At 60.3% G+C, this 26,213-nt stretch carries 24 protein-coding genes and 4 pseudogenes; 17 read left to right on the forward strand and 11 right to left on the reverse strand.

The window, feature by feature from the left end:
• Nucleotides 1-176 (forward strand): annotated as a pseudogene (locus E0F99_RS30495) (IS110 family transposase); the annotation flags it as partial.
• Nucleotides 177-191: 15 nt separating this feature from the next.
• Here the strand turns inward: E0F99_RS30495 and E0F99_RS19660 are convergent.
• The 4 genes from E0F99_RS19660 to antA all read right to left on the reverse strand — a co-directional run bounded on the left by E0F99_RS19660 (nt 192) and on the right by antA (nt 4,573).
• Entirely contained in the window at nt 192-1,592 is a 1,401-nt protein-coding gene (locus E0F99_RS19660) for an amino acid permease (protein ID WP_083356774.1), read from the reverse strand.
• Between the two features lie 72 nt (nt 1,593-1,664).
• Nucleotides 1,665-2,672 carry an anthranilate 1,2-dioxygenase electron transfer component AntC gene (gene antC, locus E0F99_RS19665; protein ID WP_083356775.1) on the reverse strand — a complete coding sequence of 336 codons (1,008 nt, stop codon included), beginning with the start codon at nt 2,670-2,672 and terminating at the stop codon, nt 1,665-1,667.
• An 18-nt stretch (nt 2,673-2,690) separates the two neighbouring features.
• Nucleotides 2,691-3,182, reverse strand: coding sequence for an anthranilate 1,2-dioxygenase small subunit (antB, locus tag E0F99_RS19670; protein WP_083356776.1), 492 nt, complete (start codon nt 3,180-3,182; stop codon nt 2,691-2,693).
• On the reverse strand, nt 3,182-4,573 hold the full coding sequence (gene antA, locus E0F99_RS19675) for an anthranilate 1,2-dioxygenase large subunit (RefSeq protein ID WP_083356777.1): 1,392 nt from the start codon (nt 4,571-4,573) through the stop codon (nt 3,182-3,184). The genes antB and antA overlap by 1 nt, the downstream gene beginning before the upstream one ends.
• A gap of 325 nt (nt 4,574-4,898) precedes the next feature.
• On the opposite strand from antA, the gene E0F99_RS19680 reads away from it, so the two are divergent.
• On the forward strand, nt 4,899-5,891 hold the full coding sequence (locus tag E0F99_RS19680; RefSeq protein WP_083356778.1) for an AraC family transcriptional regulator: 993 nt from the start codon (nt 4,899-4,901) through the stop codon (nt 5,889-5,891).
• A 133-nt stretch (nt 5,892-6,024) separates the two neighbouring features.
• Here E0F99_RS19680 and E0F99_RS19685 read toward each other — a convergent pair whose 3' ends face one another.
• On the reverse strand, nt 6,025-6,900 hold the full coding sequence (locus tag E0F99_RS19685; protein WP_083356779.1) for a LysR family transcriptional regulator: 876 nt from the start codon (nt 6,898-6,900) through the stop codon (nt 6,025-6,027).
• Nucleotides 6,901-7,014: 114 nt separating this feature from the next.
• Here E0F99_RS19685 and E0F99_RS19690 point away from each other — a divergent pair, with 114 nt between their 5' ends.
• From E0F99_RS19690 to catA, 3 genes are read left to right on the forward strand one after another with little or no spacing between them, the layout of a single operon-like run.
• Complete coding sequence (locus E0F99_RS19690; RefSeq protein ID WP_083356780.1) at nt 7,015-8,142, forward strand: muconate cycloisomerase family protein; 1,128 nt, start codon at nt 7,015-7,017, stop codon at nt 8,140-8,142.
• A 12-nt stretch (nt 8,143-8,154) separates the two neighbouring features.
• Nucleotides 8,155-8,445: a muconolactone Delta-isomerase gene (gene catC / locus E0F99_RS19695; protein ID WP_083356781.1), complete on the forward strand. Its 291-nt coding sequence runs from the start codon at nt 8,155-8,157 to the stop codon at nt 8,443-8,445.
• A gap of 41 nt (nt 8,446-8,486) precedes the next feature.
• Nucleotides 8,487-9,416 (forward strand): catechol 1,2-dioxygenase, encoded by a 930-nt coding sequence (gene catA, locus E0F99_RS19700; RefSeq protein WP_083356782.1) that lies wholly within the window; start codon nt 8,487-8,489, stop codon nt 9,414-9,416.
• 129 nt (nt 9,417-9,545) lie between these two features.
• On the opposite strand, the gene E0F99_RS19705 is transcribed toward catA, so the two are convergent.
• Nucleotides 9,546-10,019, reverse strand: coding sequence for an Lrp/AsnC family transcriptional regulator (locus E0F99_RS19705; protein ID WP_003176072.1), 474 nt, complete (start codon nt 10,017-10,019; stop codon nt 9,546-9,548).
• A 144-nt stretch (nt 10,020-10,163) separates the two neighbouring features.
• Here E0F99_RS19705 and kynU point away from each other — a divergent pair, with 144 nt between their 5' ends.
• Both kynU and E0F99_RS19715 read left to right on the forward strand, forming a co-directional pair.
• On the forward strand, nt 10,164-11,414 hold the full coding sequence (gene kynU, locus E0F99_RS19710) for a kynureninase (RefSeq protein WP_130908881.1): 1,251 nt from the start codon (nt 10,164-10,166) through the stop codon (nt 11,412-11,414).
• A gap of 162 nt (nt 11,415-11,576) precedes the next feature.
• The gene (locus E0F99_RS19715) at nt 11,577-12,983 is read left to right on the forward strand and encodes an amino acid permease (RefSeq protein WP_083356784.1); all 1,407 of its coding nucleotides are present in this window, start codon (nt 11,577-11,579) and stop codon (nt 12,981-12,983) included.
• Here the strand turns inward: E0F99_RS19715 and E0F99_RS19720 are convergent.
• Nucleotides 12,929-13,819, reverse strand: a complete 891-nt coding sequence (locus tag E0F99_RS19720) for a LysR substrate-binding domain-containing protein (protein ID WP_083356785.1) — start codon at nt 13,817-13,819, stop codon at nt 12,929-12,931. The genes E0F99_RS19715 and E0F99_RS19720 overlap by 55 nt on opposite strands.
• Before the next feature lie 137 nt (nt 13,820-13,956).
• On the opposite strand from E0F99_RS19720, the gene E0F99_RS19725 reads away from it, so the two are divergent.
• The 5 genes and pseudogenes from E0F99_RS19725 to E0F99_RS19745 all read left to right on the forward strand — a co-directional run bounded on the left by E0F99_RS19725 (nt 13,957) and on the right by E0F99_RS19745 (nt 18,137).
• Nucleotides 13,957-14,721, forward strand: coding sequence for a sulfite exporter TauE/SafE family protein (locus E0F99_RS19725; RefSeq protein WP_083356786.1), 765 nt, complete (start codon nt 13,957-13,959; stop codon nt 14,719-14,721).
• 122 nt (nt 14,722-14,843) lie between these two features.
• On the forward strand, nt 14,844-15,434 hold the full coding sequence (gene mdaB, locus E0F99_RS19730) for an NADPH:quinone oxidoreductase MdaB (protein WP_083356787.1): 591 nt from the start codon (nt 14,844-14,846) through the stop codon (nt 15,432-15,434).
• 31 nt (nt 15,435-15,465) lie between these two features.
• Nucleotides 15,466-16,362: a LysR family transcriptional regulator gene (locus tag E0F99_RS19735; RefSeq protein WP_083356788.1), complete on the forward strand. Its 897-nt coding sequence runs from the start codon at nt 15,466-15,468 to the stop codon at nt 16,360-16,362.
• A 35-nt stretch (nt 16,363-16,397) separates the two neighbouring features.
• Nucleotides 16,398-16,592 (forward strand): annotated as a pseudogene (locus E0F99_RS19740) (NAD-dependent epimerase/dehydratase family protein); the annotation flags it as partial.
• 99 nt (nt 16,593-16,691) lie between these two features.
• Nucleotides 16,692-18,137 (forward strand): SulP family inorganic anion transporter, encoded by a 1,446-nt coding sequence (locus E0F99_RS19745; protein WP_083356789.1) that lies wholly within the window; start codon nt 16,692-16,694, stop codon nt 18,135-18,137.
• Between the two features lie 4 nt (nt 18,138-18,141).
• On the opposite strand, the gene E0F99_RS19750 is transcribed toward E0F99_RS19745, so the two are convergent.
• On the reverse strand, nt 18,142-18,534 hold the full coding sequence (locus E0F99_RS19750) for a lysozyme inhibitor LprI family protein (protein ID WP_083356790.1): 393 nt from the start codon (nt 18,532-18,534) through the stop codon (nt 18,142-18,144).
• A gap of 247 nt (nt 18,535-18,781) precedes the next feature.
• Here E0F99_RS19750 and E0F99_RS19755 point away from each other — a divergent pair, with 247 nt between their 5' ends.
• Genes E0F99_RS19755 through E0F99_RS19770 form a run of 4 tightly spaced genes read left to right on the forward strand, consistent with a single transcriptional unit; the run spans nt 18,782 to nt 22,867 of the window.
• On the forward strand, nt 18,782-20,131 hold the full coding sequence (locus E0F99_RS19755; protein WP_165447625.1) for a GntT/GntP/DsdX family permease: 1,350 nt from the start codon (nt 18,782-18,784) through the stop codon (nt 20,129-20,131).
• Between the two features lie 12 nt (nt 20,132-20,143).
• On the forward strand, nt 20,144-21,004 hold the full coding sequence (locus E0F99_RS19760) for a MurR/RpiR family transcriptional regulator (RefSeq protein WP_083356792.1): 861 nt from the start codon (nt 20,144-20,146) through the stop codon (nt 21,002-21,004).
• A 1-nt stretch (nt 21,005) separates the two neighbouring features.
• Nucleotides 21,006-22,469, forward strand: coding sequence for an N-acyl-D-amino-acid deacylase family protein (locus tag E0F99_RS19765; RefSeq protein WP_083356793.1), 1,464 nt, complete (start codon nt 21,006-21,008; stop codon nt 22,467-22,469).
• 29 nt (nt 22,470-22,498) lie between these two features.
• Entirely contained in the window at nt 22,499-22,867 is a 369-nt protein-coding gene (locus E0F99_RS19770; RefSeq protein WP_083356794.1) for a glyoxalase superfamily protein, read from the forward strand.
• A gap of 318 nt (nt 22,868-23,185) precedes the next feature.
• On the opposite strand, the gene E0F99_RS31205 is transcribed toward E0F99_RS19770, so the two are convergent.
• Both E0F99_RS31205 and E0F99_RS31210 read right to left on the reverse strand, forming a co-directional pair.
• The gene (locus E0F99_RS31205) at nt 23,186-24,049 is read right to left on the reverse strand and encodes a methyl-accepting chemotaxis protein (RefSeq protein WP_371317720.1); all 864 of its coding nucleotides are present in this window, start codon (nt 24,047-24,049) and stop codon (nt 23,186-23,188) included.
• Nucleotides 24,041-25,294: pseudogene (locus tag E0F99_RS31210) on the reverse strand (methyl-accepting chemotaxis protein); the annotation flags it as partial. The pseudogene E0F99_RS31210 and the gene E0F99_RS31205, both read right to left, overlap by 9 nt.
• A gap of 87 nt (nt 25,295-25,381) precedes the next feature.
• On the opposite strand from E0F99_RS31210, the gene bamJ reads away from it, so the two are divergent.
• Nucleotides 25,382-25,999 (forward strand): BamJ family beta-barrel-assembly machinery protein, encoded by a 618-nt coding sequence (gene bamJ / locus E0F99_RS19780; RefSeq protein WP_058414186.1) that lies wholly within the window; start codon nt 25,382-25,384, stop codon nt 25,997-25,999.
• Nucleotides 26,000-26,037: 38 nt separating this feature from the next.
• Here the strand turns inward: bamJ and E0F99_RS30500 are convergent.
• Nucleotides 26,038-26,213: pseudogene (locus E0F99_RS30500) on the reverse strand (IS110 family transposase); the annotation flags it as partial.

Genomic DNA, 26,213 nt, shown 5'->3' on the forward strand with positions numbered 1-26,213 from the left:
GCATCAGGTCAAAAGCTTGGAAGCCGCTGTATGAAGGTTACCTGGCCAGGGGCCTGAAAACGACTCAGGCCCTGGTCATCATCGCCCGCAAGCTGGCACGTATTGCGTTTTCACTCATGAAAAATCAGAGCGAATACCAGTCAAAAGCGGTTTTGGAGGCTTCCCCTCAACCATAGAATCTCCCACAAGGGTTACTGCGTCACTGCAACTTTCGCGTTTCTAACCCGCAACCGATACGCAATGTAGAGAATCCCCACCCACACCGGCATTGCATACACCGACTTATTTATGCCCGGAATCGCCAGCATCACACTGATGATCATCACCATGAACGCCAGGCACAGGTAGTTGCTGAACGGGAACCAGAAGGTCTTGAACGACGGCACCAGGCCTTGCTCGCCCATGGCCTTGCGGAACTTGATATGGGTGATGCTGATCAGCGCCCAGTTGATCATCAGCGAGGCAACCACCAGCGCAAACAGCAACTCAAGGGCGCTCTTGGGCGCGACGTAGTTGACCACCACGCACAGCATCGTCACCAGCGCCGAAATCGCCAGGGCGCGCAGCGGTACGCCTTGCTTGTTGAGTTTCATCAGCGCTTTAGGCGCATCGCCTTGCTCGGCCAGGCCGAACAGCATGCGGCTGTTGCAGTACACGCCGCTGTTGTACACCGACAACGCTGCAGTCAGCACCACGAAGTTGAGGATGTGTGCGGCGGTGTCGTTACCGATCAGCGAGAAGATCTGCACAAACGGGCTGCCGCTGTAGGCATCGCCCGAGGCGCCGAGGGTTTGCAGCAGTTGGTCCCACGGGTACAGCGACAGCAGCACGGTCAGGGCGCCGACGTAGAAAATCAGAATCCGGTAGACCACCTGGTTGATCGCTTTGGGGATCACTTTGCGCGGCTCGCTGGCCTCGGCGGCAGTGATGCCCACCAGCTCCAGGCCACCAAACGAGAACATGATGAAGGCCATCGACATCAACAGCCCCATGCCGCCATTCGGGAAGAACCCGCCGTGGCTCCACAGGTTGCTCACCGAGGCTTGTGGGCCGCCAGTGCCGCTGAACAGCAGGTAGCAGCCCAGCACGATCATGCCGACAATCGCCACCACCTTGATGATCGCAAACCAGAACTCGGCTTCACCGAAGAACTTCACGTTCAGGGTGTTGATCAGGTTCACCGCGACAAAGAACACCAGCGCGCTGACCCAGGTCGGGATCTCCGGCCACCAAAACTGAATGTACTTGCCCACGGCCGTCAGTTCGGCCATGCCCACCAGCACGTAGAGCACCCAGTAGTTCCAGCCGGCCAGGAAGCCCGCGTAACCGCCCCAGTATTTGTGCGCGAAGTGGCTGAAGGAGCCGGCTACCGGTTCTTCGACGATCATCTCGCCGAGCTGGCGCATGATCAGGAACGCGATAAAACCCGCAATCGCGTAACCCAGGATCATCGACGGCCCCGCCGACTTGAGCACCCCGGCCGAGCCGAGGAACAACCCCGTGCCAATCGCCCCTCCCAAGGCAATCAGCTGAATATGCCGGTTCTTCAGGCCACGCTTGAGGCCTACCGGGTTAACCATGTCATCCGCCATTAACATTCCCTTCTACTTGTTTTTCTCAGGGTTGATTGCACGCCGCACCCGCCCCTCAGAACTGCTGAGGGGTCAGATATTACTCTGCGTAAACTTTTCGTAATACAGCTGAACGCCATCAAGTGCCTGATCCGCCAGCCATTGTTGGATGGATTCGACCATCGGCGGGGGGCCGCACACGTACATATCTGCCGATCTGTCCCGCAATTCGGCCAGGTCGAAATGTTCGGTGAGGTAGCCGCGCTTGCCGGTCCACGCAGGTGATGGGTCGCTCAGTACTTCGGTGTAGCGAAAATTCGGGATTTTTGCAGCGTAGGCGTGGATGCGCGCCGCTTCGCATAAGTCTTCGGCCCCGCGAACGCCGTAGTACAGGTGCACCGGCTGCTCGCAACCGTTGGCCGCCAGTTCATCGAGCATACCCAGTAACGCCGACAACCCGGTGCCGCCCGCCACCAGCACCAGCGGTTGGGTGACATGGCGCAGGTAGAAAGCACCCAATGGCGCCTCCATCAGCACTTCGTCACCGACCTGGCAACGCTCGCGCAGGTAGTTGCTCATGACGCCATCGGGCAGCAGGCGCACCAGAAACTGCAATTGATTGCCCGGGCGGTTAGCGAAGGAGTAGGAGCGCCAACTGTCGGTGCCGGGCACCGACAGGCGGGCGTATTGGCCTGGCAGGAAGTCCAGCGAAGCCTCCAACTGCACCTGCAGGATGGCCGTGCTGGCCGAGACCTGCTGCACTTCGCTCACCTTTCCACGCACCTGCACCGGGCCCGGTGCGTTGCACAGGCTCGAATCAAAATCGAAGTAAAACGTCGCGTCGGATTTGACCCGTGTCTGGCAACTGAGCATTTTGCGTTGTTGCAGGTCGAGGCTGGAGAGGGCTTCTTCGTCGACATAATCCTGGGTGTAATCGCCCGACTCGCAACGGCCCTGGCAGGTGCCGCACACGCCTTCGCGGCAATCCAAGGGGATTTTTATGCCGTTGCGCAGCGCGGCGTCCAGCAGGATTTCATGGGCGCCCACCGGGAAAAACAGAGTCTTGCCGTCGGCAAAACTGAAGGCCACTTTGTGATTCATCTGCAGTGCTCCGGTGCTTTAGAGGTGATAGAAATCCAGCACCGAGTTGATGGTGTCGTTGAGCAGCAAGGCGTGTTTGCGGGTGATCAGCCAGCTGTCGCCATGTGGTTTCAGGCGATACGTGGCAGGCCCATAAAACTGCTCCGACGTGGCCAGCCGATAAAACAGCGTGTGCCAGTTCAACCGCACCTCCAGCGTGCCATCCGCCTGCTCGGTCACGCGCACGTTATTGATCAGGTGCAAGGTGCGTGGCATGGGCGTGGCCGACGCCGCCTTGCCGGTGCGCAGGCGGAACACGCGGTCTTCAAGGCCCGAACGGTTGGCGTAATAGATCAACGACATCTCGCGCTTGGGGTCGCGGGTGTAGACATGCTCCGAGTCCCATTGCGGCAGGTGGAACTCACTTTGCGGGTCGAACAACTGCACATAGGCGTCCCAGTCCTGAGCGTCGCACAGCTCGGATTTACGGTAGAAGAACTGCTCGATCTGGTACTGCAATTGCGCATTCATCACTTCACCTCCCGCAGTGTCAGCGCTTGTTGGTCCAGGCCCTTGAGCAGGAACTGCTGCCAATTGCGGTGCTGGTTCACGTACAGGCCTTCGTGGGTGAACTCGGTGCCGGTCATCGCCGGTTGGATGCCGATGGCTTCGCTGTTCGGCGTCGGCCCGGTCTCCCAGCGGTGGCTGCCGCGTGAGATATCGCTCCAGCGTTCCAGGCGGCCCTGGAAACCGCGCTGGGCTTCGCGAAATTCCACCAGGTCATCGGGTGTGCCCATGCCGGACACGTTGAAGAAGTCCTCGAACTGGCGGATACGGTTTTCGCGGTCGGCGTCAGATTCGTTTTTCACGCCCAGGCACTGGCTGATGATCTCGGTCTTGTTCCATGCCACCGGGCGAATAATCCGCAGCTGAGAGCTGATCTGGTCGAGGAAGAACAGGCTTGGGTAGATATTCAGGTTGCGCAGGCGGTGCATCATCCACTCGGCCTTCTGCTGGCCGTGTTCTTCTACCAGGCGCGGCATGATGGTGGCGTAGCCGGAACGCACGCTCGGGTTGGGCATGTCACTGAACAACAAGCTGTGGCCATTGTTGAAGGCGAACCAGCCGTCATCGGTGTTCGCATCGCCGGCGCCGAGCTTGCTGTAGTCCAGTGTGGTGCCTGAGCCGGTGCCGTTTTCGGTGTTCACCTGCTGGCGATGCTGCACCGTGGCCACGTAGTTGTAGTGCACGGTGCTGACGTGATAACCGTCCAGGCCGTTTTCGTTCTGCAGCTTCCAGTTGCCGTCGTAGGTGTAGGCGGATTTGCCCGGCAGCACTTCGAGTTCCCCGCTGGCGGACTGCGCGACCATCATGTCGAAGAACACCTTGGCGTCGCCGAGGAAGTCTTGCAGGCTGTCGGTGCCATTCACGTCCAGGCTGATAAACACAAAGCCCTTGTAGCTTTCGATGCGTGCTTTTTTCAGGCCTCGCGTGGCCTTATCGAAACCTTCCGGGTATTCGCCCGGCGCCTTGACCTTCACCAGCCGGCCATCGCTCTTGTAGCACCAGGCATGGAACGGGCAGGTGAAGGTCGATTGGTTGCCCTTGCCGACCCGCGTGAGCGTGGTGCCGCGATGCTGGCAAGCGTTGATCAGCGCGTTCAGCTGGCCTTCGCCATCGCGGGTGATGATCATCGGCTGGCGCCCGGCGCGCATCGTCACGAAGTCGTGGTTATGGGCCAACTCGCTTTCGTGGCAGGCGTAGATCCAGTTCTTTTCGAAGATCAGTTCCATCTCCAGGTCGAACAGTTGCGGCTCGGTGAACATGTCCCGGGCGATGCGGAACACTTCATCGGCCGGGCGAAAATCCAGGCAGCTTTCGATAAACGCTTTCCACTGCTCGACGCTTCTTGCACCACTCATGGGAGGCACCTTTTTGATAGGGGCTAATCGGTGGTTCATTAGAGGCAGCGGGGCAGGGCGCGGGCTATCCGCTTATTGGGGGAACCTGGGCCGGAAAATTGCGCCGGACAGTTGGGCAGCAAATACCCAGTTCGGTGCGCCAAGGTGACGCGATGCGCTACTGTCATACCAAAGGAAAGTCGCAAAAACCTGCGACTTATCCACATAGTCGACCGTTGCTATCCACTCCGTTGCATTGAGGCTGGCGTGGCTTGGAACTTGCTGTCGATTGCTAACGACGCGCCGCCAGAGCGCGCAACAGCCTAACCGCCGTGGGTGCACCTTGATGAATAGCCATACACGCGATATTCATATTCAACGCTTCGACCTGGAAGGCGCCTGCAGCTGGATGTCCGGCATTTGCGGGCCACACCGCCTGGCGACGGCCACGCCCGAACGCCTGCGTTTTCACCACAGCGCCAATGTGTTCAAGTCCCGCGCTACCACGCTGGGTGTGATCGAATACGGCACCGATGTGACCATCGACATCGAAGACGCCGAGCACTTCAGCAGCTACAGCCTCAGCCTGCCGTTGGTGGGCGAGCAGGAACTGAGCAAAGACGGTGTGCGCCTGAGCTCCAACCGCGACCAAGGCGTGATCATCTCGCCCAATGAACATCAAGTGCTGGCAATTTCCGGCGACTGTCGCAAGTTGCAGGTGGTGATTACTCGGGCGGCGATGAGCGAATCCCTGGAAGGCTTGCTGCAACGGCCAATTGAAGCGCCGCTGCGCTTTGAGTCGGTGATGGACGCGGTGGACGGCGCTGCGGCGTCTTGGTGGCGCATGGCGCGCTACTTCATTGCGGAGCTTGAGCGCAGCAGCGAGTTGTATGAGCAGGCGGCGTTTACCCGCGACCTGGAAAGTTCGCTGATCAAGGGGTTGATCCTCGCCCAGCCGAATAACTATTCCGAAGAATTGCGCGACGTGCTGGGCGTGAAGCTGCCGCACTACTTGATTCGTGCGCGGCAGTACATCCATGACAACGCCCGTGAAGCGGTGCATCTGGAAGACCTGGAAACCGCTGCGGGTGTGTCGCGGTTCAAGCTGTTTGATGCCTTTCGCAAATACTTTGCGCTGTCGCCCATGGCTTATCTGAAGAAATACCGGCTGGGGGCCGTGCGCCAGGAAATACTCGAGCACGGCTCGACGTGCACTATTTCCGAAATCGCCCTGGGCTGGGGCTTTACGCACTTGGGACGGTTTTCGGCGGAGTACCGTAAGCTGTTTGATGAATCGCCCAGCCAAACCCTGCAGCGCAAGCGCCTGCGCAGCCTCTAAACCTGATGAAGATCAAACTGTGGGAGCGGGCTTGCTCGCGAATACGGTGTGTAAGTCAATGCATGTGCCAGCTGACCCACCGCATTCGCGAGCAAGCCCGCTCCCACAGGGGATTTGTGGTGTTCGGGAGCGCTCAGATCAACTCTTCCACCAGTTGCAAACAATGACTGAGCCCCGGCGACTGATCATTCACCCGGCGGCTAAGAATGATCGGCGAAGTCGCGGTGGTTTCCACAATCGGCGTGTAGCCGATATCCGCGCGGTGCAGCACCTGCACCGAGGCCGGCACCAGCGTCACGCCCATGCCCGCGCCGACCAGGCCGATGGCGGTCTGCAATTCGTTAGTCCACTGCGCCACCTTGAGGCTCAAGCCGTGGGCGTCGAACAGTGCGATCACATGGTCGGCATAGCTGGGGCGCGGGTTGCCGGGGTAGAGCACAAACGGCTCGGCGGCCAATTGGGCGAGGCTGGCGGGGGCGTCGAGCAAGGGGTGGGCGGCGGGCAGCACCGCCACCAGTCGGTCCTCCACCAGCACGCGCTGGACGATGGCCGGGTCGTCGATGCGAATACGCCCGAAGCCCACGTCAATGCGCCCGGCCTTGAGCGCTTCGACCTGCTGCAAGGTGGTCATCTCGGACAGCCCCAACTCCAGCTCGAGCGTCTCATGGTTGCGCAGCCGTCGAATCAACTCCGGCAGCACGCCGTACAGGGTCGACGGCGCAAAACCAATGCCCAGCCAGGTCCTCTCGCCCTGGCCGATGCGCCGCGTGGTGTCGCAGACCTTGCCCAGCTGTTCGAGCAGCACATTGGCGTGCTCATAGAAAAACCGCCCGGCCTCGGTCAGCCGCAACGGTCGGCCACGCGCCAAAAGAATCACGCCCAATTCATCTTCCAATTGCTGTATCTGCCGGCTCAACGGCGGTTGGGCGATGTGCAGGCGTTCGGCGGCACGGGTGAAGTTGAGGGTCTCACCCAGCACCTGGAAATAGCGCAGATGACGCAGTTCCATGACGGCTCCTTTCATACCTTGAGGGTATTGTGCGAGACCCATTCTATATTGGAAGCCAGAAAAAATACGGCACAGAATCGGCTCAAACCTATAAAGAACCCAACGGGTATAGCCATGCCGATTTGCGCCATCGAGTCGATCGACACCCTCATCGTCGACCTCCCCACCCTTCGCCCGCACAAGCTGGCGATGCACACGATGCAAAACCAGACGCTGGTGATCATCCGCCTGCGCTGCGCCGATGGCATCGAAGGCATTGGTGAGGCCACCACCATTGGCGGCCTGAGCTACGGCAACGAAAGCCCCGACAGCATCAAGATCAACATCGACCGCCACTTTGCGCCGCTGTTGATTGGCCAGGACGCGAGCAATATCAACGCGGCCATGTTGCGCCTGGAGCGCAGCATTCGTGGCAACACCTTTGCCAAGTCCGGGATCGAAAGCGCTTTGCTCGATGCCCTCGGCAAACGCCTCAACCTGCCGGTCAGCGAACTGCTCGGCGGGCGCGTGCGCGATGCCTTGCCGGTGGCCTGGACCCTGGCCAGCGGCAACACCGAACAAGACATTGCCGAAGCTGAAAAGATGCTCGACCTGCGCCGCCACCGCATCTTCAAACTGAAGATTGGTGCCGGTGAAGTCGGCCGCGACCTGGCCCATGTGATCGCGATCAAAAAAGCCCTGGGTGAACGCGCGAGTGTGCGTGTCGACGTCAATCAGGCCTGGGACGAAGCCGTCGCCTTGCGCGCGTGCAAGGTGCTTGGCGACAACGGCATCGACCTGATCGAACAACCGATCTCGCGCAACAACCGCAGCGGCATGGCCCGGCTGAACCTGTCGAGCCCGGCGCCGATCATGGCCGATGAGTCTATTGAGTGCGTGGAAGACGCCTTCAACCTGGCCCGCGAAGGCGCGGCCTCGGTGTTCGCCCTCAAGATCGCCAAGAACGGCGGCCCGCGTGCGGTGTTGCGCACGGCTGCGATTGCCGAAGCGGCCGGTATCGGTCTGTACGGCGGCACCATGCTCGAAGGCGGCATCGGCACCCTGGCCTCGGCGCATGCCTTCCTGACCTTGAACAAGTTGGCCTGGGACACCGAACTGTTCGGCCCGCTGCTGCTCACCGAAGACATCCTCACCGAGCCGCCGGTGTACCGCGATTTTGCGCTGCATGTCTCCACCGCGCCGGGCCTGGGCCTGACCATTGACGAAGAACGTTTGGCGTTCTTCCGTCGTGACAAACACTAAGAGGCGCCTGCCATGTTGTTCCACGTAAAAATGACTGTGAACCTGCCCATCGACATGAACCCCGAACGCGCAGCGGCCCTGAAAGCGCAAGAAAAAGCCCTGGCGCAGCGGCTGCAACAAGAGGGCAAATGGCGCCACCTGTGGCGCATCGCCGGGCACTACGCCAACTACAGCGTGTTCGACGTCGACAGCGTGCAGGACCTGCACGACCTGCTGATGCAACTGCCGCTTTTTCCCTACATGGCCATCGAAGTGAACGCCTTGTGCCGACACCCTTCGTCGATCCATGAGGACGACCGCTGAGCCTGTTTTGCCCCCAATAATGACAAGATGAGGATTGCACCATGTCCATCCGACTTTCCCAGACTGCCCACGCTCAACAGTTTCTCGAAGAAGCCAGCGGCAACCTCAACGACGCCGGCAACCCGCGCACCAAAGCGCTGATTTACCGAATCCTGCGGGACACGGTGAACATCATCGAAGACCTGGAAGTGACCCCGGAAGAGTTCTGGAAGGCGGTCAACTACCTCAACGAGTTGGGCAAGAACCAAGAGGCGGGTTTGCTCGCCGCCGGGCTGGGCCTGGAGCATTACCTGGATTTGCTGATGGATGCTGCGGACGAGGAGGCCGGTAAATCCGGCGGCACCCCGCGCACCATCGAAGGCCCGCTGTATGTGGCCGGCGCGCCGCTGAGCAAGTACGAAGCGCGGCTGGACGATGGCAAGGATGACGCAGTGCCGCTGTTCATGCGCGGGCAAGTGCGCGACACCGACGGCAAGCCGCTGGCGGGGGCGATTGTCGATGTGTGGCAGGCGAATACCGGTGGCACCTATTCGTGGTTTGACCCGACGCAGTCGGAACTCAACCTGCGTCGGCGCATTGAGACCGATGCCCAGGGTAACTACCGTTTTCGCAGCATCGTGCCTTCCGGCTACGGCTGCCCGCCGACCGGGCCGACGCAGCAGCTGCTTGACCAACTGGGGCGCCATGGGCAGCGGCCGGCGCATATTCACTTCTTCATTTCGGCGCCAGGGCACCGGCATTTGACCACGCAGATCAACCTGTCGGATGACCCGTACCTGCATGATGATTTTGCGTATGCGACGCGCGATGAGTTGATCGCTGAAATTCGCTTCAGTGACGATCAACAACTGGCGCGGGAGTTTGGGGTGGCAGGGCGGTTTGCGCAGATTGATTTTGATTTTGAGCTGCAAGCGTCTGGTGCGCCGCAGGAGCAGAAACGCATGCAGCGCGTGCGCGCCCTGGAAGACTGATTTTAACGCGGTTAAAAAATGTGGGAGCGGGCTTGCTCGCGAATGCGATGGATCAGCCAGCACATGTATTGACTGGCACACCGCCTTCGTGAGCAAGCCCGCTCCCACATGGGTTCTGTGGTGTTCTGGTTATTTGCGTACGACCAAGTCCAGCACCTCATCGCGATCCTTGATCTTCTGCAACACAATCTCCGAGCGAATGTCCATCACCCCGGCCGTGCGGTTCAGGTGGTTCACGATAAAGTCCGAAAAGTGCTTCAAGTTCCGCGCCTGCACCCGCAACACATAGTTGCTGGCGCCGGTAATCACGTATGCACTGGCCACCTCCGGCCAGCCTTGCACTTTTTTGATAAACGTCTCATGCCAGTCCTCCACGTCCTGGCGCAAGGACAGGTGCACGATCGCCTCCAGCTCGATCCCCAATTGCTCGGCATTCAATACCGCGCGGTAACCGCTGATGATTCCCTCGCTCTCCAGCAGGCGCAAACGGCGCAGGCACGCGGAGGGCGACAGGGCGACTTTTTCTGCCAGTTCCTGGTTGCTGATGCGGCCGTCCTGTTGCAGAAAATGCAGGAGGCGCAGGTCGGTGGCGTCGAGAATCATGCTTAGAATAAATCCGCGTGTTTTGGAGTTAAATTCGAATTTCCTACAGCTTAATTAGCCTGTTACCCACCACTTTGCACGAAAATTCTCTAAAACTTCGTTCATTATTTGGTCCATATTCACTTATAAAAACCAGGACAACCCATGACCACCCGAAGCCACTGCCAAGCCCTCGACGCCCAGGACCCGTTGGCGCCGCTGCGTCATCAGTTCGCTTTGCCTGAGGGCGTGATCTACCTCGACGGCAACTCCCTCGGCGCACGCCCGGTGGCGGCGTTGGCGCGGGCACAGCAGGTGATCGCCGACGAGTGGGGCAATGGTTTGATTCGCAGCTGGAACAGCGCTGGCTGGGCGGATTTGTCCCAGCGTTTGGGTAACCGCCTGGCGCCTCTGATCGGCGCGCGCGACGGTGAGGTGGTAATCACCGATACCACCTCGATCAACTTGTTCAAGGTGCTCAGCGCCGCGTTGAGCGTGCAGCGCCAACGTGTGCCCGAGCGTAAGGTGATCGTCAGCGAGGCGAGCAATTTTCCCACCGACCTGTACATCGCCCAAGGCCTGGCCGAGTTGCTGCAACAGGGGTATTCGTTGCGACTGGTGAACAGCCCCGATGAACTGCCGCAGGCCATCGACCAGGATGTGGCGGTGGTGATGCTCACCCACGTCAACTACAAGACCGGCGACATGTACGACATGCAGGCGCTCACCGCCTTGAGCCACGAATGTGGTGCGTTGAGCATCTGGGACCTGGCGCATTCGGCGGGCGCGGTGCCTATCGACCTGCACAAGGCGGGGGCCGATTACGCGATTGGTTGCACCTATAAATACCTCAATGGCGGGCCGGGCTCCCAGGCGTTTGTGTGGGTCAACCCAGCGTTGGTGGAATTGGTGCGCCAGCCGTTGTCGGGCTGGTTCGGGCATACCCGGCAGTTTGCGATGGACGCTCAATACGCCCCGAGCAGCGGCATCGCGCGTTACCTGTGCGGCACGCAGCCGATCACCTCGTTGGCCATGGTCGAATGCGGCCTGGAGATTTTTGCCCAGACCGACATGGCCAGCCTGCGGACTAAATCCCTGGCGTTGACTGACCTGTTTATCGCCTGGGTGCAAACCCGCTGCGCCGCCCACGGCCTGGTGCTGATTACGCCACGTGAACACGCCAAACGCGGCAGCCATGTGAGCTTCGAACACCCCGAGGGCTACGCGGTTATTCAGGCGCTGATCGCCCGGGGCGTGATCGGCGATTACCGTGAGCCGCGCATCATGCGGTTTGGTTTTACCCCGCTGTACACCCGCTTTACCGAGGTATGGGACGCCGTGGAAATCCTCGGTGACATTCTCGATAACCACACCTGGGATCAACCGCAGTTCAAAGTGCGCAACAGTGTCACTTAAGAACACTGCAAGACCACTGTGGGAGCGGGCTTGCTCGCGAAAGCGGTGTATCAGAAACATATTCTGTAACTGACCCACCGCCTTCGCGAGCAAGCCCGCTCCCACAGTGGAGCTGTGTCTATATCCAAACCGTGCAATCACAATAATAAAGGGGCACACCACGTGACCACGCCAGACAACGGCTTTGCACAGATCACCCACCGCGAACTGGGCCTGCGGCGCCAGCTCACTTCCGGCCAGATGAGCATGATCGCCATCGGTGGCGCCATCGGCACCGGGCTGTTCATGGGCAGCGCCTATGCCATCGGCTATGCGGGGCCGAGTGTGTTGGTGAGCTACGCCATCGGCGCGCTGATCACCTTGCTGTTGATGGGCTGCCTGGCGGAGATGACGGTGGCGCATTCCACCTCGGGCTCATTCGGCGTTTATGCCGAGTTCTACATCAGCCCGCTGGCCGGCTTCCTGGTGCGTTATGCCTACTGGGCGGCGATTGTGCTGGCGGTGGGCGCCGAGGTCACGGCGGTGGCGATGTACATGAAGTACTGGTTCGCCAACGTGCCGGAGTGGGTGTGGATCGTGTCATTTTCCAGTGTGCTGATCCTGCTCAATGCGATCAGCGTGAAGACCTTCGGCAACTTCGAATACTGGTTCTCGACGATCAAGATCAGCGCCATCGTCGGCTTCATCATCCTTGCGGTGTACGTGGTGTTCGGCTCGGGCAACCCGGAGTACGGCGTGCAGAACTACACCGTTCACGACGGTTTTTTTCCGCATGGCTTGAGCGGTATGTGGATGGCGGTGATCGTGTCGATCTTCAGCTACCTCAGCGTGGAGATGATCGCCGTAGCGGCCGGTGAAGCCGCCGACCCGGAGCAGGCGGTGAAGAAAGCCTTCCGCGCTACCATCGTGCGGCTGGTCGTGTTCTACCTGCTGACCCTGGCGCTGATGCTGGCCATCGTGCCGTGGAATCAGGCTGGCCAGACCCAGAGCCCGTTTGTCACAGTGATGCAGACCATCGGCATTCCCGGCGCCACCGGGGTGATGAACTTCGTGATCCTGATCGCGGCGTTGTCGGCGATGAACAGCCAGCTTTATATCACCACACGCATGATGTTCAGCTTGTCTCGCGCAGGTTTTGCGCCCAAGTCCATGGGCGCCTTGAGCAAGAACGGGATTCCGCTGAATGCGCTGCTGCTGTCCAGCTCGGGTATTGCCCTGGCGACCTTGCTCAACGTGGTGTACCCGCAAAGCTCATTCACCTTGATGATGGCGATCTCGATGTTTGGCGCGATCTTCACCTGGTTCATGATCTTCCTCACGCACCTGTTCTTCCGCCGTTATCGCAAGCGCCATGGCGGGGCAAAGTTGTCGTTCCAGCTACGCCTGTTTCCCTACAGCACGCTGTTGGGCCTGGTGCTGATGGGCGCGGTGATGATCACCACGTACTTCACCGAGGCGTTCAAGATGACCCTGGTGTTCGGCGTGCCGTTCCTGCTGATTCTGTCGGCGGTGTATTACGGGTTTTTCCGCAAGGGCAGGGCCAAGGCGTCGAACAAGGCTTTGGCGTAGCCGGGCAATTGCTCAAAGGAACGCGCGCATAACAGCAGCGTTCGACAGGCCCAGTCTTCTCGCAGAGGTTGGGCCTTGAAGAGGCGCTCCAGCGGCCAGCGCTCCAGTGCGGCTTGGGGCACGATGCCCAGGCCCGCGCCGCCGACGACCATGCGAATCAACCCGTCAAAACCATCGGCGCGGATGCGCGTTTGCAGGCGAAAACCTGCGTGCAACGCCTGTTCTTCCAGGTACACCGCCAGTGCGCTGTTGGCGCTGAGGCCTACGTAGTCGTACTGCAGGCTGTCGATGAAGCTCGCTGTTTTTAGCGGATGGTCGAGGGGCATGATCAGCACCAGCGGGTCGTCGCGAAACGGCAAGGTTTGCAGGCCGTGGGTGTCCACCGCGTCGGAAATAATCCCGAGGTCTGCCGTGCCTTGGCGCAAGGCCTGGGTGATGCGCAGGCTCGGTAACTCCTGCAGGTCGATGTCGAGGTTGGGGTGTTTGCGCAAAAAGTCCGCGAGCAATTCCGGCAGGTATTCACTCAGGGCCGTGGTGTTGCACAGCAGGCGCACCTGGCCTTTGACGCCATTGGCGTACTCGGCCAGGTCCTGTTGCAGGTGCTCGGCCTGTTGCAGCAACAGGCGCGAATGGCGGGCCAGGGCTTTGCCTGCTGGCGTCGGTGTGACGCCACGGCGGCCGCGTTCGAGAAATTCGATGCCCAATGAAGCTTCCATCGCACGGATGCGGGCGCTGGCAGCGGCCAGGGATAAATGGCTGCGTGCCGCGCCTGCGGTAATGTTGCCGGTGTCGAGAATGTGCAGGTAGAGGCGCAGGTCGATCAGGTCAAAGGGCATGGCTGGGTCTCTCGGGTGACTGAACTGGCCTCATCGCTGGCTTGCCTGCGATGGCGCCCTCAGCCTCATGCAAAACAAGAGGCTGCCTCAGTATATGGCGAATTTTCATAACCGCCTTAACACCCCACAATCGACCGATGACTACCTTCCTAGCGTTCTACCAAAACCTCGGCCCCGCCCTGACCCTGCTGGTAGTCGGCACCTTCCTGCTGGCCGGCACCGTCAAAGGCATCATCGGCCTGGGCCTGCCCACCGTGGCCATGGGCATGCTCGGCCTGGCTATGCTCCCGGCGCAGGCTGCGGCATTGCTGATCATTCCTTCAACGCTCACCAACCTCTGGCAACTGGCAACCGGCGGCCACTTGAGCGAATTGCTCAAGCGGCTGTGGCCGATGTTGCTGCTGGTTTTCCTCGGCACCGGGCTCGGCACGCTGTGGCTGGGCATGGGCGGCGGGCATTCGGTGGTGCGCGCGCTAGGCGCGGCGTTGTTGGTGTATGCCATGAGTGGGTTGTTCCTGCCCACCTTCAAGGTGAAACCTCAGGCCGAGCGTTGGTTGGGGCCGTGGTGTGGGCTGATCACCGGCATCATCACCTCGGCCACCGGTGTGTTCGTGATTCCCGCTGTGCCGTACCTGCAAGCCTTGGGCTTGAACCGGGATCAGTTGGTGCAGGCCTTGGGGCTGTCGTTCAGCGTGTCTACGCTGGCGTTGGCTGCGGGCTTGGCCTGGCGCGGGACCTTGGGCGGCAGCGAAATTAGTGCTTCGTTGTTGGCGCTGCTGCCCGCGTTGTTGGGCATGTGGCTGGGTCAGGCGTTGCGTCAGCGCATCAGTGCGGTGCTGTTCAAACGCGTGTTTTTTATCGGCATGGCGCTGTTGGGCGGTCATTTGCTGATCAGCGGTTAAATCAAGAGTACGGCGTTATTCGTGCATTTTGGTCAAATGTATTTTGCCGCACTGCCGCTTATTCCCAGGGTTGAATGTCGATAGCCTGCCGGCACACATTTTTAACCCTCTGGACCCCTTCGATGAAAAAAGTACTCCTGCTTAACGGCGGCAAGAAATTCGCCCACTCCGACGGCCGTTACAACGCCACCTTGCATGACGCCGCCCTGGCGGTGCTGGACCGTGGCGGCATTGATGTCAAAGTCACCCATATCGACGAAGGCTACGACGTGGCCGAAGAGGTGGCCAAATTTCTCTGGGCCGATGTGATCATCTACCAGATGCCCGGCTGGTGGATGGGCGCGCCGTGGATCGTCAAGAAGTACATCGACGAAGTCTTCACCGAAGGCCACGGCAGCCTCTACGCCAGCGATGGCCGTACGCGCTCCGATTCGTCGCAAAAATACGGCAGCGGCGGCCTGATTCAGGGCAAGCAGTACCTGTTGTCGCTGACCTGGAATGCCCCGCAGCAAGCCTTCGACGACCCGACCCATTTCTTCGAAGCCAAGGGCGTCGACGCGGTCTATTTCCCGTTCCACAAGGCCAATGAGTTCCTCGGCATGACCTGCCTGCCGACTTTCCTGTGCGTGGACGTGATGAAGCGCCCAGCCATCGAGGCTGACGTGGCACGCTACGAGCAGCATCTGGCGCGGGTGTTTAACCTCTCGGTGTAAGCTGCTACCCACCGATCAACAAGGACAGCCTGTGAAAGCCCGATCCGATGAGTTACAGATCTTCGTCAGCGTGATTGAGTGCGGCTCGATTTCCGCCGCGGCGGAGCAGGTCGGGCAGACGCCCTCGGCGGTCAGCCGCACCTTGTCACGCCTGGAAGCCAAGCTCGACACCACGCTGATTAACCGCACCACGCGGCGCATGGACCTGACCGAAGAGGGGAAGTACTTCTTTGAGCAGGCCAAGGTGATCCTGGCGCAGATGGATGACCTGGAAGAGCGGCTGTCGTCGCGCCAGAAAAAACCGGCCGGGCGCCTGCGCATCAACGCCGCTGTGCCGTTCATGCTGCATGGGATCGTGCCGTACATCGCCGAATTTCGCCGCCTTTACCCGGACATCCAGCTGGAGCTGAACAGCGATGACTTGATCATCGACCTGCTGGAACAGAGCACCGACATTGCCATTCGCATCGGTGCGCTGGCCGACTCCACGCTGCACGCGCGGTCGCTCGGCTGTACGCCGCTGCATATCCTCGCCAGCCCCGACTACCTCAAGCAATACGGCACGCCGTCCACGGTCGCCGAGTTGGCGGACCATACATTGCTGGGCTTCACCCAGACCGAAACCCTCAACCATTGGCCGCTGCGCCATGTGGAAGGCGATCGCTGGCTGATCCAGCCAAGTATCGCCGCCTCCAGCGGCGAAACCCTGCGCCAGCTGGCGCTGCAAGGGCAGGGCATTGGCTGCCTGTCGAACTTCATGACGGTTGAAGATATCAACGCCGGGCGCCTGGTGCCGGTGCTGGAGGCGTTCAACAGTGGCTATCGCCAGCCGATCCACGCGGTGTTTTACCGCAACTCGCAGTTGGCGTTGCGCATCCAGTGTTTCCTGGACTTCATTCAGACCAAGCTGGCGCGGTATGCCTGCTGATTTATGATCTGTGCGCACGATTGAATTGGGCACACGAAGACGTGGTGGCGCTGTACCTGCTGGCGCTTGAGAAGCCTGTACCGGGCGCTTTCTACTTCGTGGAAAGCGGCGAAGCGGCATTTGTCGACATGACCATCGCCAACGCCATTGGCCTGGGCCCCAACAGCGGCGTGCGTGGCAAGCATGCCCGTGAGTTGCTGGGCCGGGCGCCGAAGTGGGCTTGCTTGTGAAAGGCGCCGCTCGGTCTGTCTGGTTCACCCAACACTGGCCCCACCTCGCTCAATTCCGTACCATTACCCGCCTTATCCCCCGCAACGCCCTGGTACCTCATGAACCTAACCCGTCTGCGCGCCGATGCTCTGGCCGGCCTCACCACGTCTTTTGCACTGCTGCCCGAGTGCATCGCCTTTGCCCTGGTTGCCCACCTCAACCCGCTGATGGGGCTCTACGGTGCCTTTATCATTTGCACCCTCACCGCATTGTTCGGCGGCCGGCCCGGCATGGTCTCCGGCGCGGCCGGCTCGATGGCGGTGGTGATCGTCGCACTGGTGGTGCAACACGGCGTGGAGTACTTGCTCGCGACGGTGCTGCTGGGCGGGCTGATCATGGTTGCGTTCGGCCTGCTGCGCCTGGGCAAGCTGGTACGCATGGTGCCGCACCCGGTGATGCTCGGCTTCGTCAACGGCCTGGCGATTATCATCGCCTTGGCGCAACTGGAGCATTTCAAAAGCGGTGAAAGCTGGCTCAGCGGCACACCGTTATACGTGATGACCGGCCTGGTCGCGGCGACCATGGCGATTGTCTACCTGCTGCCGCGCCTGACCCGCGCCGTGCCGCCCGCCTTGGTGGCGATCCTCGGTGTTGGCCTGGCGGTGTACCTGCTCGGCCTGCCGACCCGGACGTTGGGCGACATGGCCCACATCGCCGGCGGCCTGCCAACCTTCGCACTGCCGCAAATCCCCTGGACTTTGGAAACCCTGGGCATCATCGCGCCCTATGCGTTCCTGATGGCGATGGTTGGCCTGCTGGAAACCCTGCTGACCCTGAACCTTACCGACGAGATCACCGAAACCCGTGGCTACCCCGATCGCGAAAGCGTGGCGCTGGGCGCGGCCAATATGGTGTCGGGCCTGTTCGGTGGCATGGGCGGTTGCGCGATGATCGGGCAAACCGTGATCAACTTAAGCTCTGGTGGGCGCGGGCGCTTCTCGGGTGTGTTTGCCGGGGTGATGATCCTGTTGTTCATTCTGTTTCTGTCACCGCTGATCGAGCGAATTCCGTTGGCGGCATTGGTGGGCGTGATGTTCGTGGTGTCGCAGCAGACTTTCGCCTGGGCGTCCCTGCGGGTGATCAACAAAGTGCCGGTCAATGACGTGCTGGTGATTCTGGCGGTGACGGTGATTACCGTGTTTACCGACTTGGCCACGGCGGTGCTGTGCGGCATTGTGATTGCGGCGCTGAACTTCGCCTGGCAACAGGCGCGTGAGCTCTATGCCGATGAGCATTTGGAAGCCGATGGCAGCAAGCTTTATCGCCTGCACGGCACGCTGTTCTTTGCCTCGACTACGCCGTTCTTGAACCAGTTCGACCCGGCCGATGACCCGGGCGAGGTGACGCTGGATTGCCGTCACCTGATCTTTGTCGACTACTCAGCGATCGCTGCGCTGATGACCTTGCGTGAGCGCTACACCAAGGCCGGTAAGCACCTGCGGGTGCTGCATTTATCGGAGCGCTGCAAGAAGTTGCTCAAGCGCGCCCGCGTGCATCATGAGTAATTGATCACGGCCCCACCAGGTCTTCGAGTTCCTGGGCGCGGGTCTGGGTCATGTCCAATAGGCAGCCGGAGCCGTTGACTTGGTCGATGGTGCCGCCAGTGGCTGAGCCTGCGAAGGCGCAGTTGGCGTCACGGTATTTGAGCCACAGGCGCTGCACGTCCTGCAGTTTCTGCTTGCGGTCGCCTTCCTGGGCGGCCAGGGCGGTTTTGTAAGCTTTGTTCAGGCGCTCATCCTGCACCTTGGCTTCTTTGGCGTTGCAATTGACCATGTCTGCGGTGGTGTTGGCGCCGTCCATGCATTTTTTCAGCGCCGCATTCTCGGCGGCCGCAGCGCTGCCGCAGAAGGCCAGCAACAGCGCGCTGGCGGCGAAAGGCACAAGCAGGGTTTTGCGATTCATCGTTGGAATTCCTTATCGACGGTAGGGCTGCTATCTGAGACTCAGCCCTGACAGTTGAGTTTCGACACGTAAAAAACTTCATGTAAAAACACCCTCCGGATTTTCACGCGTTGGCGCTGGGCATGCCCGCAAGCGACAGCACTTATCTGTGGGCGAAAATTACTTTCATAAAAATTGAAAATTCAACTCGGTAATGATTTATGAGTTTCACAACCAATTCGACGTGACCCTTTCCAAGGAGTACCGCATGGCCGCACCACTGGGCTTCGGGCTGTTGGCATACGCTGCTATCGCCATCATTGCATTGATCGTGCTGATCGCACGTTACCGACTTAACCCGTTTATTGTCATCACTCTGGTGTCTATCGGCCTGGCGTTGATGGCCGGTATGCCCGCGGACACCATCATGGGCTCGTACGAGGCGGGTGTCGGTAAAACCCTGGGGCATATTGCCTTGGTGGTGGCACTGGGCACCATGCTCGGAAAGATGATGGCCGAGTCCGGCGGCGCCGAGCAGGTGGCGCGCACGCTGATCAATCGCTTTGGTGAACGCAATGCGCATTGGGCGATGGTGTGTATCGCGTTCCTGGTGGGGCTGCCGCTGTTTTTCGAGGTCGGTTTTGTGTTGCTGGTGCCGATCGCCTTTACCGTGGCGCGGCGCGTTGGGGTGTCGATCCTGATGGTCGGCTTGCCGATGGTCGCCGGTTTGTCGGTGGTGCATGCGTTGGTTCCGCCGCACCCGGCGGCGATGATGGCGGTGCTGGCGTATAACGCGTCGGTGGGGCAAACGGTGCTGTATGCGATCTTGATTGGTATCCCTACGGCGATTATCGCCGGTCCGCTTTACGCCAAGTTCATCGTGCCGCGCATTCACCTGCCGGCGGAGAACCCGCTGGAACGCCAGTTTATCGAGCGCGAACCGCGCACCCGTTTGCCGAGCTTTACGCTGACCATGGGCACGATCCTGCTGCCGGTGGTGCTGATGATGATCGGCGGCTGGGCCAATGTGATTTCCACTCCCGGCACCGGTTTTAACCAATTCCTGCTATTTATCGGCAACTCGGTGATCGCGCTGTTGGTGGCCACCTTGGTGAGCTTCTGGACCTTGGGCCTGGCCCAGGGCTTTAACCGCGAAGCGATCCTCAAGTTCACCAATGAATGCCTGGCGCCGACCGCCAGCATCACCTTGCTGGTGGGCGCGGGCGGCGGCTTGAACCGCATCCTGGTGGACGCCGGCGTGACCAATGAAATTCTTGGCTTGGCCCATGCCTTCCATCTGTCGCCGCTGGTGATGGGCTGGTTGTTCGCCGCACTGATGCGCATCGCCACGGGTTCGGCCACTGTGGCCATGACGACGGCGTCCGGGGTGGTCGCGCCCGTCGCGCTGGGCCTGGGTTATCCCCACCCGGAATTGCTGGTGTTGGCCACCGGTGCGGGCTCGGTGATCTTTTCCCACGTCAACGACGGTGGCTTCTGGCTGATCAAGGAATACTTCAATATGACGGTGATCCAGACCTTCAAGACGTGGACCGTGTTGGAAACCCTGATTTCGGTGGTCGCCTTCGGTCTCACTTATGGTCTGTCCTGCATCTTGTAACCCGGAGACCCCATGGACATTCTCTACCAGATCCGCGCCCGCCAGGGTTCCTTCAGCGCTGGCGAAGGGCGTATCGCCAAGCTGATGCTCGATGACGTGGGCTTTGCCGCGTCGGCCAGCCTGGAAGAGTTGTCGCAACGGGCCGAGGTCAGCACGGCGACCTTGTCGCGGTTTGCGCGCAGTGTGGGCTGCCGCGATCTGCGTGATTTGCGCCTGCAACTGGCGCAGGCCAGTGGGGTGGGCAGCCGCTTTCTGGACCCTGCGGGTTTGCCGGAACAGTCGGCGTTTCATCGGCAGATTCTCAGCGATATCGAATTAACGTTACGCCAGCATCTGTCAGGTTTTAACCAGGCAAGTTTCGTCGATGCGGTCAGCCTGTTGGGCAAGGCGCGGATGATCCATGCATTCGGCATGGGCGGCCCGTCGAGCCTGTGCAGTGAAGAGTTGCAGGTGCGGTTGGTACGCCTGGGTTACCCGATTGCCGCCTGCCGCGACCCGGTGATGATGCGTGTAACGGCCGCGACCTTGGGCCCTGAGCATGCGCTGATTGTTTGCTCGCTCTCTGGCCTCACGCCCGAGTTGTTGGACGTGGTGAGACTGGCGCGCAATTACGACGCTCCCATCGTCGCCATCACTCTGGCCGACTCTGCGCTAGCGCAGTTGGCAGACGTGTTGCTGCCACTGCAGCCGGCCGAAACCAGCTTTATCTACAAGCCCACGGCGGCGCGCTACGGCATGCTGTTGGCCATCGACTTGCTCGCTACCGAGCTGGCGCTGGCCATGCCGGACGACAACCAGGAACGCCTGCGCCGGATCAAGCTGGCCCTGGACGATTATCGCGGCGGCCCCGATAGCCTGCCGCTTGGAGATTGATATGAAGTACGACACGCTGATTCGCCAGGCGCTGATCATTGATGGTAGCAACACGCCGGGCTACGTCGCCGATGTAGGGCTGCGCGGCGGGCGTATCGAGACGATCGGCGATCTTGCGACCGCGCACGCCGAGCATGAAATCGATGCGAATGGCCGAGTCTTGGCACCCGGTTTTATCGACGTGCACACCCACGATGATACCGTGGTGATCCGCCACCCACAGATGCTGCCCAAGCTCAGCCAAGGCGTGACCACGGTGATCGTCGGCAACTGCGGCATCAGCGCCTCGCCGGTGACGTTGCGCACTGATCCGCCGGACCCGATGAACCTGCTGGGCAAGCGTGAGGCCTTTGCTTATCCGCGTTTTGCCGATTACCGCGCTGCCGTGGAAAGCGCTCATCCGGCGGTCAACGTTGCGGCGTTGATCGGCCATACAGCGCTGCGCAGCAACCATATGGATGATCTGCACCGTACCGCCACGTCGAATGAAATCGCCGCCATGCGTGTGCAGTTGCAAGAAAGCCTGGAGGCCGGCGCTCTGGGTTTATCCACAGGCCTGGCCTACGCCAGCGCGTTCAATGCCGAGACCGATGAGGTGCTGCAACTCAGTGAGGAACTGACGGCCTTCGGTGCGGTGTACACCACTCACTTGCGCAGCGAATTTGAACCGGTGCTGGAGGCGATGGACGAGGCCTTCCTGATTGGCCGGCATGCCCAGGTGCCGGTGATTATTTCTCACCTCAAATGTGCCGGCGCGGGTAACTGGGGGCGTAGTCCGCAGCTGTTGGCGTCGCTGGAGCTGGCTGCAAAAAAACATCCAGTGGGCTGTGATTGCTACCCCTACGCGGCCAGCTCCTCGACGCTGGACCTCAAGCAGGTCACCGATGCATTTCGCATCACCATCACGTGGTCGACGCCACACCCGGAAGTCGGCGGGCGCGATTTGCAGGACATCGCCGCCGAGTGGGAGGTTTCGCTGCTGGACGCGGCACGTCGCCTGCAACCAGCAGGGGCGGTGTACTACGGGATGGATGAAGCGGATGTACGCCGCATCCTCGCGCATCCGCTGTCGATGGTCGGGTCTGATGGTTTGCCGGAAGACCCGTTCCCGCATCCACGGTTGTGGGGCGCGTTTGCGCGAGTGCTGGGGCATTTCAGCCGAGATGTGGGGTTGTTCCCGCTGCACACGGCGGTACACAAAATGACCGGGCTGTCGGCGGCGCGTTTTGGCTTGGCCGAGCGTGGCGAAATTCGTCAAGGGTATTGGGCTGATCTGGTGTTGTTCGACCCGTTGAGTGTGCGCGATGTGGCGGATTTTAAAGAGCCCCAGCGTGCGGCACAGGGCATTGATGGCGTGTGGATCAACGGGGTGTTGAGCTACAGCGATGGGCAGGCCAATGGTCAGCGGCCGGGGCGATTCCTGGCGCGCAATGGGGATTTGCGTGGTGGGTTTTCGTCTCTATAGTGGGCGCTTTCATACACGGAGCTGTCGCCATGCACTTAGGAAAAGTCACCCCCATTTTGCGGATTTTCGACGAGGGCAAAGCGTTGGAATTCTACGTCGAGTTCCTCGGGTTCAAGGTCGACTGGCAGCATCGCTTCGAGGCGAATTTTCCGTTGTATTTGCAGGTGTCGTTGGGCGAATGTGTGCTGCATTTATCCGAGCATCATGGCGATGCTTCGCCGGGGTCGGCGGTGCGGATTCAGGCGCAAGAGGTGGACGCGTATCAGCAGCAGTTGCTGGCCAAAGATTACCGTTATGCCAAGCCCGGGGTTGAGGAAATGCCTTGGGGCTCGCGGGAGATGAGCATCAGCGATCCGTTTGGGAATCGGCTGGTGTTTGTTGAGGAAGGCGAGGGCTGATGGGTAAATCGCAGGCAATAAAAAACCGCCTTAGTAGGGCGGTTTTTTTTTGCAAACCAGTTTGCGACTGGGTTGCTGTCTCAAAAGACGCAATCGACCTGCGTCTGAAGGCTCACGTGTTCCGGTAAGTGCGCTGGAGGTAGGGCCCAACTCAGGGAGGGCCGAGTATGTCTAAGTTTGCACGACGTATGTGGAACCTCGTAGTGAATGCCTTGCGTGTTTATCACGTGTGGACATTCCTGCGCGACAGCGTTGATGACCTATAAGGTCTGAGAAGTGGAGCCGCCTCGGCTTAAGTCGAGGCGGCTTTTTGGTTTTTTAAACCCGGAAATGACTGACCATCTGCTGCAACTGGCTGCCCAACCGCGCCAGTTCCACACTCGACTTCGCTGTCTCGTCACTCGCCGTTGCGGTCTGCTCGGACACATCACGTACGTTCACAATGCTGCGGCTGATCTCTTCAGCCACGGCGCTTTGCTGCTCGGCCGCTGCTGCAATCTGCTGGTTCATCGACTGGATGTTCGACACCGTACGGGTGATGTTTTCCAGCGATACGCCGGCCTTACGGGTCAGCTCGACGCTGCTGTCGGTGAGGCTGCGGCTGTTGTTCATCACAGTCGCCACTTGCTGGGTGCCGTTCTGCAAGCCGGCGACCAGGCCTTCGATTTCTTCGGTGGATTTTTGGGTACGCTGGGCCAGGCCGCGTACTTCGTCGGCAACCACGGCAAACCCACGACCGGCTTCACCGGCACGCGCCGCTTCAATCGCGGCGTTGAGCGCCAGCAGGTTGGTCTGCTCGGCCACGGCCTTGATCACGTCCATCACGCTGCCGATTTTGTTGCTCTCTTGCTGCAGGTGCGTCATGGCGTCAGTAGAGCGCGCCACCTCGGCGGCCAGGCGCTCGATCTGGGCGATGGCTTCGGCCACCACTTTGTCACCTGCGCGGGCTTGGCCGTCAGCGTCGGCAGCGGCCAGGGACGCCTGCTCGGCGTTGCGCGCGACTTCTTGCACGGTAGCAGTCATTTCATGCATCGCTGTGGCGACTTGATCCGTCTCGATCTTCTGGCTGTTAACGCCGGCACTGGTCTGCTCGGTAACGGCTGACAGTTCTTCGGCGGCGCTGGCGATCTGAGTCACGCCGTCGCGAATACCGCTGATCAATTCACGCAGGGTGGTGCCCATACGCTGGATGCCTTGTTGCAACACACCCAGTTCATCACGACGGGTCACCTGGATGTTGTGGCTCAAGTCGCCGGAGGCAATACGTTCCACCACGGCCAGGGTTTCCTGGATCGGGCGCGTGATCTGGCGGGTAATCACCCATGCCGCGATGACGCCGACCAGTAGGGCCAGAAAAGTGCTGATCAACTGCAGGCTGCGGGCTTGGGCGCTTTCGGCGTCGCGGCGTTCCAGCTGAATGTCATACAGCTTGTCGCTGATGGTGACGATATCGGCACCTTGTGTGGTCATTTCGGCACGGGCGCTGACGATATTAGCGTTGGCTGCCTTGTAGCTCTGCACCGCGCTGCGATAGGCACCCAGTGCGGTTTCCAGCGAGGTCAATGCACTTTGTTGGCTGGTGCCGAACGCCGCGTTGAGACCTTTCAAACCACCGATGGCTTTCTCGATTTGCGCAGCAGCGCGGGCTTCAGTCTCTGCGTTGACCGTGTTGGTGTAACCGCGCACTTCATAACGGGCCAGCTGGAACTCTTCCTTGGCGTTGGTTATAGCCTGGTATTGGGTGTAGCGCTCCGGGCTGTCGGGCATCTGCTGCACGGTGGTGTCCAGTGCGTCGATCTGAGCATTGGCAATATCAGCCTTGTCACCCATGACCTGGCGCGCGGCGTTGCCGTTACGGTAGGCCTCGCGCATTTTGTTCAGCGACTGTTGGTAAGCGGTGATGACGGCTTTCTGGTCGGTGAGCAGCTTGCGGTTTTCCGGGCTTTTGAAACTGTCCAGCAGCTTCTGTTGCTGGGCGGAGAAGGCGTCCAGGCTAGTCTGTACGTTCTGTGCCACGGCCTCATCGCCGTTTGCCAGCATGTACTGCAGACGCACGATACGCAGCTTGGTCAGCGAGGCGTTGAGCTGGGTGATGTCGCTCATCCAGTTGCTACGGTCGATCAGGCTACCCAGGCTGGTCCAGCCGGTCAGTGCCAGGATCGAAGTGAGGACCAGCACCAGGCCGAAGCCCAGGCCGAGTTTGAGGTTGACGCTGATGTTGCCGAACCAGCTATTCATCGAATGCTCCGCAAGAATGATGTATGTCTGCTGGACGGTGTTGTTGTTTGAGCCAGCCAAAGTGTGTAGGGCTGTATCGGCGGCAGGGGATGAATCTGAAATACTTTTCTTACCGGTGCGACGAAGGGTGGCTATCACCGTATGGCAATGCTGACCTGTCGGGTTTGCGGCGCGGGGCAGGGGGCTCATCACGGGCCGGTCTTGTGTGCTAGTCTGCGGGCCCTTTTAGTTTTGGATGGCACGGGAAATCGTGCTGCCCTACAGCGGAGCCTCTTCATGTCCGAAGTTAATCTGTCCACCGACGAAACCCGCGTCAGCTACGGTATCGGCCGTCAGTTGGGCGACCAACTGCGCGACAACCCGCCACCGGGCGTTAGCATCGACGCCATCCTGGCTGGCCTGACCGACGCTTTCGCAGGCAAGCCAAGCCGGGTTGACCAAGAGCAAATGGCGGCCAGCTTCAAAGTTATCCGCGAAATCATGCAAGCCGAAGCGGCTGCCAAGGCTGAAGCCGCTGCTGGCGCTGGCCTGGCGTTCCTGGCTGAAAACGCCAAGCGCGACGGCATTACCACCCTGGCTTCCGGCCTGCAATTTGAAGTGCTGACTGCAGGTACAGGCGCCAAGCCGAGCCGTGAAGACCAAGTGCGTACTCACTATCACGGCACCCTGATCGACGGCACTGTATTCGACAGCTCCTACGAGCGTGGCCAGCCTGCAGAATTCCCGGTAGGTGGCGTAATCGCCGGCTGGACCGAAGCCTTGCAACTGATGAATGCCGGCAGCAAATGGCGTCTGTACGTGCCGAGCGAACTGGCTTACGGCGCTCAAGGCGTTGGCAGCATCCCGCCGCACAGCGTTCTGGTGTTCGACGTCGAGCTGCTCGACGTACTGTAAGACCTGGTAGCACTGGCGTCGGCTTCATGTGGGAGATTCTATGGTTGAGGGGAAGCCTCCAAAACCGCTTTTGACTGGTATTCGCTTTGATTTTTCATGAGTGAAAACGCAATACGTGCCAGCTTGCGGGCGATGATGACCAGGGCCTGAGTCGTTTTCAGGCCCCTGGCCAGGTAACCTTCATACAGCGGCTTCCAAGCTTTTGACCTGATGC

It is taken from the genome of Pseudomonas antarctica (genome assembly GCF_900624995.1).
Lineage (GTDB): Bacteria > Pseudomonadota > Gammaproteobacteria > Pseudomonadales > Pseudomonadaceae > Aquipseudomonas > Aquipseudomonas antarctica.